This window comes from Acidaminococcus sp. AM33-14BH, assembly GCF_003603525.1.
GTDB lineage: Bacteria > Bacillota > Negativicutes > Acidaminococcales > Acidaminococcaceae > Acidaminococcus > Acidaminococcus intestini.
The window spans coordinates 229,886-240,815 of the sequence record NZ_QTNG01000003.1 but is presented as its reverse complement, the minus strand read 5'-3'; the positions used below and the strand labels follow the sequence as shown (position 1 = coordinate 240,815).

Annotated in this window: 10 protein-coding genes; all 10 read left to right on the top strand. The window is 51.1% G+C overall.

All coding sequences use genetic code 11. The annotated features are described in order from the left end of the window. Positions 1–903 precede the first annotated feature (903 nt). The 10 genes from DW817_RS03800 to rnmV all read left to right on the top strand — a co-directional run bounded on the left by DW817_RS03800 (position 904) and on the right by rnmV (position 10,921). Entirely contained in the window at positions 904–2,346 is a 1,443-nt protein-coding gene (locus DW817_RS03800; protein WP_016459543.1) for an aminotransferase class I/II-fold pyridoxal phosphate-dependent enzyme, read from the top strand. Next, entirely contained in the window at positions 2,343–2,960 is a 618-nt protein-coding gene (gene tmk / locus DW817_RS03795) for a dTMP kinase (RefSeq protein WP_009015692.1), read from the top strand. Before DW817_RS03800 ends, tmk begins: the two co-directional genes overlap by 4 nt. A gap of 48 nt (positions 2,961–3,008) precedes the next feature. Next, entirely contained in the window at positions 3,009–3,989 is a 981-nt protein-coding gene (locus tag DW817_RS03790; protein WP_021736686.1) for an ATP-binding protein, read from the top strand. A 5-nt stretch (positions 3,990–3,994) separates the two neighbouring features. Then, a complete protein-coding gene (locus DW817_RS03785) occupies positions 3,995–4,840 on the top strand; it encodes a stage 0 sporulation family protein (RefSeq protein WP_009015690.1) in 846 nt (281 codons plus the stop codon). Beyond that, on the top strand, positions 4,833–5,561 hold the full coding sequence (locus DW817_RS03780; protein WP_009015689.1) for a tRNA1(Val) (adenine(37)-N6)-methyltransferase: 729 nt from the start codon (positions 4,833–4,835) through the stop codon (positions 5,559–5,561). The genes DW817_RS03785 and DW817_RS03780 overlap by 8 nt, the downstream gene beginning before the upstream one ends. Continuing rightward, positions 5,554–6,399 (top strand): 16S rRNA (cytidine(1402)-2'-O)-methyltransferase, encoded by an 846-nt coding sequence (gene rsmI, locus DW817_RS03775; RefSeq protein WP_009015688.1) that lies wholly within the window; start codon positions 5,554–5,556, stop codon positions 6,397–6,399. Before DW817_RS03780 ends, rsmI begins: the two co-directional genes overlap by 8 nt. Continuing rightward, positions 6,392–8,326 carry a methionine--tRNA ligase gene (gene metG / locus DW817_RS03770; RefSeq protein WP_021736680.1) on the top strand — a complete coding sequence of 645 codons (1,935 nt, stop codon included), beginning with the start codon at positions 6,392–6,394 and terminating at the stop codon, positions 8,324–8,326. The genes rsmI and metG overlap by 8 nt, the downstream gene beginning before the upstream one ends. Further along, the gene (locus DW817_RS03765) at positions 8,326–9,111 is read left to right on the top strand and encodes a TatD family hydrolase (protein WP_021736677.1); all 786 of its coding nucleotides are present in this window, start codon (positions 8,326–8,328) and stop codon (positions 9,109–9,111) included. Before metG ends, DW817_RS03765 begins: the two co-directional genes overlap by 1 nt. A 147-nt stretch (positions 9,112–9,258) precedes the next feature. Beyond that, positions 9,259–10,242: a G5 domain-containing protein gene (locus DW817_RS03760; protein ID WP_009015685.1), complete on the top strand. Its 984-nt coding sequence runs from the start codon at positions 9,259–9,261 to the stop codon at positions 10,240–10,242. Positions 10,243–10,375: 133 nt separating this feature from the next. After that, positions 10,376–10,921, top strand: a complete 546-nt coding sequence (gene rnmV, locus DW817_RS03755; protein ID WP_021736681.1) for a ribonuclease M5 — start codon at positions 10,376–10,378, stop codon at positions 10,919–10,921. Positions 10,922–10,930 lie beyond the last annotated feature (9 nt).

Below are 10,930 nucleotides of genomic sequence, written 5' to 3'. Positions count from 1 at the left end.
AAAATGGGGTGAGGAAAGAATATTTCCTCACCCCAACATTTATTATAGAACCGTTTTTTGTTTGGGAAAGATGCTGTGGTGCTGTGATGTTGTGATGCTAAAAGACCGCACGGCACGGCGCCAAACCGTCTCCCTATCGGTCGTGGGCGCCGAATTGATTTTTTGGTCACACGGTCCGTGAACCGAATTGCGTTGGCAGCGTCTTGCGATTAGCGGTTTTGGCCCATCGAAAGCGGAACGGCATTCGCCGTCTCCAAGGCAAAAGACCGTAACGTGAGCTCTGAACCGAACGTAGACACGAATTCGGTTCAGGGCTTATTGAGCGTGGGAGGTACTGTATGCTCTTGGTAAATGAGCTGTTGTTTGCGTATTTCTCAATCGGGCCTAGCTCAAAATTCAATCTGTGGGATTATTGCTATGATGATATTCAGCAGCGCATTCCTTATTCTCAGCACTGCCCGTCTTCGTGTTTTGCCTCTGAACTCGATTTCTCTGAAATCGATCCGCCCCGCCAGGGCGGGGGACCGAAAGCCGCATGTTGCCTCATTGAAATGAGGCAAGCGTGCCCTTTCGGTGGTGGATGAGGAGTGCGGCGACGTCTCCATACGAGCGGCAGCGAGGTAGATTCGCCCGGAGTTTCGAAGGACGCTTTTGAAGCGGAGCGAAAGTCCGAGAGACATGTGTGAGGGCGAATGAAGTTCGGACCCGTTCCCCCGCAGGGGGCGGTTTGGGTCCGGCGTTACAGTTGCCTTCCATTTTTTTAGCCAGCTGCCACAGGTAGCCTTAGCCAAGGAAGGCCCCGTCACATATGCCTTCCGCCTTAGCCTACCTTTATGCCTCCCATCATGTTCCTTTTCCCCCATAATTATGGTAAAATTAAGTGTTATGCAAGGAGGAATCCCTATGCTCACAAAACCACTCCTCGAGGCCATGAAGGCTTATCGGGAAGATCATGTATACCCCCTTCATACACCGGGCCATAAGGGCGGACGCGGTGCTGATGAGGATCTCAAGGACCTATTGGGTGAAAATGCCCTTTTATCTGACGTATCACTTATGGAGGAACTGGACGATATCCACCATCCTGAAGGAGCCATCAAGGACGCTGAAACGCTGGCAGCAACGCTTTATGGGGCAGACCGCTGCTTTTTTGGTGTCAATGGCACGACGGGCGTCATCCATGGCATGCTCCTTGGCGCGCTGCGTCCTGGGGACAAAATCCTGGTTCCCAGAAACAGCCATAAGTCTGTTTTGGGCGGTCTCATTCTTGGCGGCTTAGAACCGATTTCCCTGGCTCCTTGTTATGATGAGTCGTGGCGCATGACGCTTCAGATCACACCGGAGCAGGTGGATGCGGCTCTTAACAAGAAGCCTGATATCAAGGCCGTCTTTCTTACGACACCAAATTATTTTGGTCTTGCTGCCGATACGGAAAAAATTGCCAGGATCTGTCATGAAAAAGGGGTGCTGCTCCTTGTTGATGAAGCCCACGGTCCCCATCTTGGATTTTCGTCCCTGCTTCCCAAAAGCGCCATGCAGTGCGGCGCTGATGCAGCAGCGCAAAGTACCCATAAGATTGTGGGTGCCATGACGCAGTGCTCACTTCTTCAGGTTTCCTATGACCGCATCGATAAGGACGCTATGGAACGGGCCATGAGCCTTGTGACGACAACAAGCCCGAACTATCTTCTCATGGGATCCCTTGATGCGGCGCGTTTTCAGCTTGCCCAAAAAGGCACAGCCATGGCGAAAGCCTCCCTTCGCGCGGCTGCGCTTCTCCGCGAAGAACTTAAAAAGATTGACGGTCTTCCTGTCCTTACAGATGAACTGATCGGAAAGGGCGGCGTTGCGGCCATGGATCCGGGGAAGGTCACGATTATGACCAGCGCCCTGGGGCTTACGGGACCGGAAGCGGCGGAAATTCTGCGCCGCGAAAAAATTGCCGTTGAGCTTGTCGATGAAGATCACGTGCTCTTTCTTGTTACCTATGCTGATGACCATGCAGAATTTGCCCAAAAGGCCGTCCTTATCCGGGAAACGCTGGAAAAAAGCCGGAAACCGGTACGGAACGTAGCGCCAGCGGCTGTTCTCTCAAAGATTCCGGAACGGCGACTCCTGCCGCGGGACGCGTTTTTTGCGCCCCATGAGAGGGTGCCTTTTGACGAATCTGCAGGCCGTGTGACCACTGAATCCATCAGCTTTTATCCCCCTGGGATCCCTCTCATCATGCCGGGAGAAGTCATTACGGAAGAGCTTATTGCCTACGCCCGTCTTATGCAGGAAAAGAAGCTTCTTGTCAGCGGGCCCCAGGATCCCTCCCTTAGAGAAATCGAGGTCATAAAATGAAAAAAGGACTCTTTATTACGTTGGAAGGCCCTGACGGCAGCGGTAAGACGACGCAGGCAAAACGCCTTAAGGCATATCTTGAAACGAAGGGACGGGAGGTTGTCCTCACCCGGGAACCGGGCGGGACGGGCCTTGCGGAAACGCTGCGCAGCCTTGCCCTTTCCCCAGAGATCACCATGAGTAAACGGGTGGAAAGCCTCCTTCATGTGGCAGCCCGGGCCGACCATGTGGATAAGGTCATTCGGCCCGCTCTTGAAGCAGGAAAAGTGGTCATCTGCGACCGTTTCAGTGATTCCACCCTCATTTACCAAGGCATCTTGGGCGGTATGGACCTTGATGAACTGGAAAGACTGTCCCTTTTCGGGTCTAAAGGGCTCAGCCCTGATGTGACCTTTCTTATTGACGGCAATCCCCGCGTCCTCCTTTCCCGGCGGGAAGCCCGGGGCGTTACGGATAAGTTTGAGGCCCAAGGCCTTCTTTTCCAGGAAAAGATCCGTCAGGGGTATTTGACCCTTCTTGACCGCTATCCAGAGCGCATGATCCTCATCGATGGGGAAGGAACTCCAGACAGTGTGACGGATGCCCTCATAAAAAAAGTGGAAAAATTTCTCTAAATGGGGTATAGTCTACTTGTTGTGTAATACAATGGAAGGAACATCATCATGTGGGATACCATTTTGGGTCATGAAGCCAATAAAATATTTTTGGGAAACATGCTCCAAGGAGAGCGTAAAACACCGTCCCTCCTTTTTTATGGGCCTGATGGCATTGGTAAGAAGAAACTTGCCTATGAATTTGCCCGGAGTTTTCTTTGCCTTGATGATCCCACCCATGATGACTGCAAGTGCCGCAGCTGCCGCGCCTTTTGCGGGGAAAGTCACCCCGACTTTATCTATGTAGAAGGGCAGGGCGCCCGGCATGATATCCTCATTGAACAAATCAAGGAAGTAGAAAAAAAGGCAGTCTTTTCCCCCGTCCTTTCCCCTTATAAGGTCTGTCTCATTGATGGTGCGGACCGCATGCGGGAAGAAGCGTCCAATTCCTTGTTGAAGCTCCTTGAAGAGCCGCCGACGTACTGGCTCTTTATCCTCGTTGCATCCGAAATTTCGCGCATCCTGCCGACCATCCGCAGCCGTCTCATGGCCATCCGCTTTGAACCCCTTCACAGGGAGAAAGCGGTACGTGTCATGGAGGAGCTTTCTGTTCCGCAAGGCGAAACCTTGGCGCGTCTGTCTGATGGCTCGCCGGGAAAAGCCCTCCATCTTGCCGAGGCAGAAGCGCTGATGTGGCGGGAGCGGGCCTTATTCATTATGGAAGGCATAGAAGATCCTTATCTCATGGCAAGCCTTGCCCGTCTTGAATGGCTGGGCGATATGGATGTGGACCAGACACAGACCTTTTTGGAAATGCTGCTCCTCATCTTGCGCGATGCTATGATGATCCAAGAAGGCAGCGGCCTTCTTCTTTATAATGAAGATGAACGCGAGCGAATCGCTTCGATTTTTGCTTCATTTACTTTATCTGCTCTCAAGAAATCCCTCCTTGAAACGGAGCGTTTTTACCTTGGGCTCAATAAGGGCGTCAATACACGGATGATCCTTGAGGCCCTCTTTCTTGAGATCCATACTTTTCTAAAGGAGTAACGACCGTGGTTACGATTGTTGGAATCCGGTTCAAAAGAGCCGGGAAAATCTATTATTTTGCTCCAGGCAGCTTTGATCTGCAAAAAGGCGACCATGCCATTGTAGAGACGGCCCGGGGTGTTGAATATGGGGAAGTGGTCATGGGGCCCCAGGAAGTCGATGAAAAGAGCATCGTCTCTCCCTTAAAGAGCGTGATCCGCAAGGCGGATGAGCGGGATGCCCGCAAGGTGGAGGAAAACCATCGTAAGGAAAAGGAAGCGTTCACCATCTGTGAAAAGAAGATTGCTGCCCGCAAACTGGAAATGCGTCTTGTCAATGTAGAGTATACCTTTGACGGCGGGCGGATCATCTTCTACTTTACAGCCGATGGGCGCATTGATTTCCGCAATCTTGTCAAGGATTTGGCCGCTGTTTTCCGGACGCGCATCGAGCTGCGCCAAATTGGTGTGCGCGATGAAGCAAAGATGCTAGGCGGCATTGGATGCTGCGGACGGCCCTTGTGCTGTGCAACTTTTTTGGGAGACTTTGAACCTGTCTCCATCAAGATGGCAAAGGAGCAGAACCTGTCCCTTAATCCGACGAAGATTTCAGGAATTTGCGGACGGCTCTTGTGCTGCCTTAAGTACGAAAGTGAAATGTACTGCGGCCGCTGCTGCAAGAACAAGGGGAAAAAGAAGGAAGCAAGTCACCTTATTCCTAAACCGGGCATGAAGGTTGTCACGCCTACTGGGGAGGGCATGGTCATGCATGTTTCCCGCCGCGATCAGACGGTTGTGGTTGAACTGTCCCCAGGCAACCGGATTACGGCAAGCTGGGACGAAATCGTCGAAGCCGCCAAAAGTGATGAATGAAACGGAACGCCTTGACAGCCTGCCCAGTGGAAATCTCCGGATTTGGCAGGATGAAAAAGAATTTTCCTTTACAACGGACGCGGTCTTTTTGGCCGCGTTTCCCCATATGGTGAAAAAAGCCTGCGTCCTTGAGCTTGGCTGTGGAACCGGCGCTATTTCCCTTCTGGCTGCAAACAGGGGAGCCCAGTCCGTTCTTGCCGTGGATAAAAATCCCCATGTCATTGAGCTCCTGAAGCGCAGCGTAAGGGAAAACGGCCTTGAGCAGCAGGTTATGCCGTTTGTGGGGGATATCCTGGCTTATCGTGAGTATCTTAAGCCGGACACAATGGATCTTGTCTATATGAATCCCCCTTACCGCATTGGCGGAAGGCGGCGTCAGCTCATGACCGAGGCCTGCCATGAAGTGGGCGTTACGTTAGAAGATTTCATCAAAGCCGCTGCTTTTGCGTTAAAGACACGGGGGCGCCTTGCCATGGTCCAGCTTCCTGACCGGTTTACCGATGCCCTACGCCTAGCTGATCGCTATCATCTAGAAATCAAGCGGCTACAGTGGGTCCATTCGTATATTGATCGGGGGGCGTGGATTTTTTTGGCGGAGTTTCAAAAAGGGGGCCGGGGAGGGCTTACGGTCCTGCCGCCCCTTATCATGTACCGGCATGACGGCAGCCTGAGTGAGGATGCCCTTGCTTATTATGAAGGAAAGGAGTGGGTCCATGGCTGAATCGGTTGGAACCTTATATCTATGCGCAACACCCATTGGGAATTTGGAAGATATGACGCCCCGTGCCCTGCGGATGCTGCGGGAAGCCAATCTTATCGCCGCGGAAGATACACGTCATACGCGGCAGCTTTTGAATCATTTTGATATCCATGGGACGCTTCTGAGCTATCATGAGCATAACAAAGAAAAAATGGGGCCTGTTCTTCTGGAGCATCTAAAAGAAGGCAAAAACATCGCCCTTGTTTCCGATGCCGGCTTCCCTGGTATTTCCGATCCGGGTGAACACATTGCCCAGACGTGTATTGCAGAAGGCATTCCTGTTGTGCCTGTTCCGGGAGCCAATGCGGCACTGACAGCCCTTGTAGCTTCAGGTCTATCGAGCACGCCTTTCTTTTTTGGCGGGTTTCTTCCTAAAAGTCGGAAAAACCGGCGGGAGAAGCTAGCAGAATGGAAAGACATTCCAGCAACTATCATCCTGTATGAGGCACCGCACCGAATCATAGAGGTGCTTTCTGATATTGAAGACGCATGGGGAGACCGGACCATGACCATGGCGAGGGAACTGACAAAGCTTCATGAAGAGTTTTTCCGCGGCACGGTTTCCACGTGCCGGGCGCACCTTTTGGAACAGGCGCCGCGCGGTGAGTTTGTCCTCGTGATTGCTGGCGGAACCAAGGTGGAAGAAGCCCCAACAGGGGATCCCCTTGATGCCGTGCGTCGTCTGATGGCTGACGGCGTGGGGAAAAAAGAAGCGCTCCAGCAAATTGCCAAAGTTTATAAGCTGCCTAAACGGGAGCTTTATAATAGACTAGTCAAAGAAGGGGTAGAAGATGAGTAAACCAGCTTTTTTCATTACGACACCGATTTACTATCCGAGTGCCAATCTGCATATTGGTCATGCGTACTGCTCGACCATTGCTGATACGATTGCTCGGTATAAAAGGGCCAATGGGTTTGATGTCCGATTCGTGACGGGCAGTGATGAACATGGCCTCAAGATCCAGCGCAAGGCGGAAGAAAATGGGATGACGCCGCTCCAGTACGTAGATGGCATTGTGGCAAACTTCAAGAAACTTTGGGAAATGCTGGGAATCAGCTACACGGATTTTGTACGCTCTTCCAGTGCGGAACACGAACGGGTCGTTCAGGAAATCCTGCAGCGCGTCTATGATAAGGGCGATATCTATAAAAAGAAATATGTCGGAAAATACTGCGTTCCTTGCGAATCCTTCTGGACGGACCGTCAGATTGAGGAAGCAGGCGGCGTCTGCCCGGACTGTGGCCGTCCTGTGGAAACGATGGAAGAAGAGGACTATTTCTTCCGTATGTCCAAATATGCTGACCAAATTCTCAAACATATTGAAAATCATCCTGATTTCATCCAGCCCGTTTCCCGCCGCAACGAAATGATCGCTTTTCTTAAACAAGGGTTGGAGGACCTGTGTATTTCCCGTTCCACGTTCGACTGGGGCATTCCGGTTCCTTTTGATAAGAAACAGATTACTTATGTCTGGTTCGATGCCCTTTTGTGCTATTTCACGGGGATTGGGTTCCTGCGCAATGAAGAGGAATTTAACCGCTTCTGGCCGGTTGACCTGCACCTTGTAGGAAAGGAAATCGTCCGTTTCCATACGATCATTTGGCCGGCTATGCTCCTTTCCATGGGGTATGAACTGCCGAAGAAGGTTTATGGTCACGGCTGGCTTGTCGTTAATGGTGACAAGATGAGTAAATCCAAGGGCAATGTCGTCGATCCTGTGGAACCAATCAAGGAATTTGGCCCTGATGCCGTCCGTTACTTCCTCCTCAGTGAAATTGCCTTGGGCAACGATGGGAATTATTCCCGCGAAGGCCTCATCCGCCGTTGGAATACGGACCTTGCCAACGACTTGGGCAACCTCCAGTATCGTACGGTTTCCATGATTGAAAAATATCATCAAGGTATTGTTCATAAGACGGCATCAGATCATGCCGATGACAAGGCTTTTGCAGCCCTTGCCGAGGAAACGCTTGGCAGTTACCGTAAAGCTATGGATGAATACCAGATCAATGACGCGCTGAAGGCTGTCTGGTCCTATATTGGCGCTGCCAATAAATACATTGATGTAACAACGCCGTGGATCCTTGCTAAGGATCCTGCGCAGAAGGACCGCCTTGAAGCCGTGATGTACAACCTTGCTGATGCTGTTCGCAATATTGCCATCCTGATTTCACCTATGATGCCTTTTACGGCACCGAAGATTTTCGAACAGCTCGGTCTTGCCGTGCCGGAAAACTTCGATCTTAATGAAGTGAAGTATGGCGGTTTCTCTGATGGCACGAAAGTCATGAAGGGTCAGCCCATTTTCCCGCGCATTGAAGTGGAGTCGGAAAAGACACCTCAGAAGGAAGCACCGAAAGCAAAAAAAGCGGAAAAGAAGAACGTCGGTGTGGTTACGCCCGAAGAAATCGCCATCGATGATTTCCAGAAGGTTGACCTCCGTGTTGCTGCAATCAAAACGGCCGAACGGGTCCCCAACACAGATAAGCTCATGAAGATTACCGTTGATATGGCAGGCCGTGAACGGATCATTGTCTCCGGGATTGCCCAGTACTATGATGCCAAGGAGCTTATTGGCAAGAATGTCATCGTTGTGGCTAACCTCAAACCAGCCAAGCTCAAGGGCATCGAATCTCGCGGCATGCTCCTTGCTGCAAGTGACGGTAAGGGAAATCTCGTTCTTGCCGAAGTGCCGGGGATTGCGTCGGGCAGCAAGGTCAAATAATGGAACGACTTCCTTATTTTGATACGCATGCCCACCTTGACACGGAGGACTTTGACGCGGACCGAGAAGCGCTGCTCCAGGAGATTGGATCGCACATGTTGGGATTCATCAATCCCGGTTGTGACGTGAGAAGCTCGAAGGCATCGCTTGCTATGGCCCACCGCTATGATTATGTGTATGCCGCCGTCGGCCTTCATCCAGAAGATCTGGGCCATGTGAGCGAAGGGGACCTTGAGGAAATTTACCAGCTTGCCCAAGATGACAAGGTGGTCGCCATTGGTGAGATCGGTCTTGACTATTATAACGATGAAGATTCACCTCATGAGCGGCAGCAGGCTTTCCTTATCCGCCAACTTGCCATGGCCCGTGAACTTAAGCTGCCTGTCATCATCCATGACCGGGAGGCCCATGAGGATATGACGAGGCTCCTTCTGACGGAAGGGCAGGGCGTGCGAGGGGTCCTTCATTGTTTCAGCGGAGACTGGGCCATGGCTGAAACCTTTATTAAGGCCGGCTGGTACTTTGGCTTTGGCGGGACAAGTACCTTCAAGAATGATCATGGGGTCAGGGAAATCCTTCGCAAGATGCCTCTTGACCGCATCGTTTTTGAGACAGATTCGCCTTATATGGCCCCTGTTCCTTACCGCGGGAAACGCAATAACCCGCTTTATGTGAAGCTTGTTGCTGAAATGGCAGCGGAGGTCAAAGGAATTCCAGTCCTTTCGATGATGGAAATTGCCACAAAAAATTCGCAAAATCTCTTCCCAAAATTAAAAAGTTACTAAAAATCGCGATGACTTTGCTGTAAATTTTTCAAAAGCGTCACAAAATCAAGCAATGAAAATGTTCATTTTTAGGAGCTGGTCCTAATTTTGTTTTGACAGGTTTTTCGTCTCCATGGTAGAATACAAAAGCTTTAAGGAGGCGAGAATTTGCGAATAACAAATACTTGGAAGCGTCCTGAAAAGTGGGTTGTTGTCATGCTCATGCTTGTCTTCAGCTTGAATTTTCTCGGCTTTGCTGCCGCTCCAAAACAGGTGAAGATTCAAGTTGACGGGCAGACGATTGCCCTTTCAACCAGAGCCCTTACGGTTAAAGGTGCTTTGGAAGAAGCCGGTGTTGTTCTTCAAAAAGCCGACGGTTATGATGTAGTTGGTCATGGAAACTTTGAAGATGGATCGACGATCGAAGTCATCCGTGCCATTCCAATCAAGGTGTGGCATAATGGAAGAACGACCGAGTATACCATCGGACGCAAAACGGTAAAAGAAGTGCTGGATGCTGTGGGTGTGGACTACAAAGGATATAAGGTGTATCCGTCCTTGGAGTCCCCGGCAAAAAAAGACATGACTATCCATGTCGTTTCCCCCACAACTGAGGTGAAGACGGCCAAAGAAAGCATTCCTTTTGAAGTGGAATTCCGTAACAATGACAACCTGCCCCGCGGCAGACAGTCTGTTGTATCGGAAGGCCGCAATGGGGAAGCTGTAGTCACCTACCGCACGGTGAAGATTGGAAATCAAGAAGTAAGACGTGAACTGGCGCGTGATGTTGTTTCCCAACCTGTTCCGCAAGTCGTAGAAGTAGGCACAGGCAAAAATTTGATGGTGGAAACAAGCCGTGGCTTTGTTCGGTACCGCAGCGCGAGAACCTTTGAGGCTTCCGCGTATACCCTTGCCGAGGGCAGTGGAACCGGTCTGACTTCGACAGGCGTTGTGCCTTATCATGGAATCGTAGCTGTGGATCCTGATGTGATTCCTTATGGAACGCGGATGTATATCCCTGGTTATGGTTTTGCCGTGGCAGGTGATTGCGGCGGTGCTATCAATGGCAGCCGGATTGACCTGTACATGGAAAACTACTCTGACGCAATCAGTTGGGGCAGGCGCGACGTAACCGTGTATTTCCTTGAGTAGAAAAGGGGCTGTTGCCAATTGGCAATGGCCTCTTTCCTTATTTGTGGGGAGAACTTTCTTTTGACATTCTTCCTGCAATCTGTTAGAGTAAAAATCCGGAACGAGAGGTCCAAGAATAGGGAGCGTGACAAGATTGCTTAAGGAAGTCCTTGTCGTAGAAGGAAAAATGGATACAGTGGCGATCAAGAAGGCCCTTGATGCCGATACAATCGAAACAGGCGGCTTTACCTTGTCGCCGTATACCCTTAAAAAGATTGAAGCAGCCTATAAGAAGCGGGGCATCATCATCCTCACCGATCCTGATGGGGCAGGGGAGCGGATCCGCCGTTATTTGACGGAGCGCTTTCCTGAGGCAGGACAGGCCTTTGTGCCAAAGTGTGAAGCCCTGGCCCACCATGATGTGGGCATTGAGCAGGCTCAGCCGGAGGCAATCCTCAAGGCACTTTCCAAGGTGCGCCACACCTCGATGACGCCGCAGGAAGAATTTACGGCCATGGACCTTTACCATAACGGTATGAGCGGGTCCCAGTCTGCGGCGGAAAAACGGGACGCCCTTGGAGCCGAACTGGGTATTGGCTACGGCAATGTGAAGAAAATGGTGGAGCGTCTCAATCATTATGGCGTGACCCGCGACGAATTCAATAAAGCACTTCAGATCATCGGAACACGTCATGCGTGAGAAAGGACT

Bases quoted from the DNA above. Each gene is read 5' to 3' on its own strand.
- DW817_RS03800 (WP_016459543.1), top strand. From the start codon at position 904: ATGCTCACAAAACCACTCCTCGAGGCCATGAAGGCTTATCGGGAAGAT.
- tmk (WP_009015692.1), top strand. From the start codon at position 2,343: ATGAAAAAAGGACTCTTTATTACGTTGGAAGGCCCTGACGGCAGCGGT.
- DW817_RS03790 (WP_021736686.1), top strand. From the start codon at position 3,009: ATGTGGGATACCATTTTGGGTCATGAAGCCAATAAAATATTTTTGGGA.
- DW817_RS03780 (WP_009015689.1), top strand. From the start codon at position 4,833: ATGAATGAAACGGAACGCCTTGACAGCCTGCCCAGTGGAAATCTCCGG.
- rsmI (WP_009015688.1), top strand. From the start codon at position 5,554: ATGGCTGAATCGGTTGGAACCTTATATCTATGCGCAACACCCATTGGG.
- metG (WP_021736680.1), top strand. From the start codon at position 6,392: ATGAGTAAACCAGCTTTTTTCATTACGACACCGATTTACTATCCGAGT.
- DW817_RS03765 (WP_021736677.1), top strand. From the start codon at position 8,326: ATGGAACGACTTCCTTATTTTGATACGCATGCCCACCTTGACACGGAG.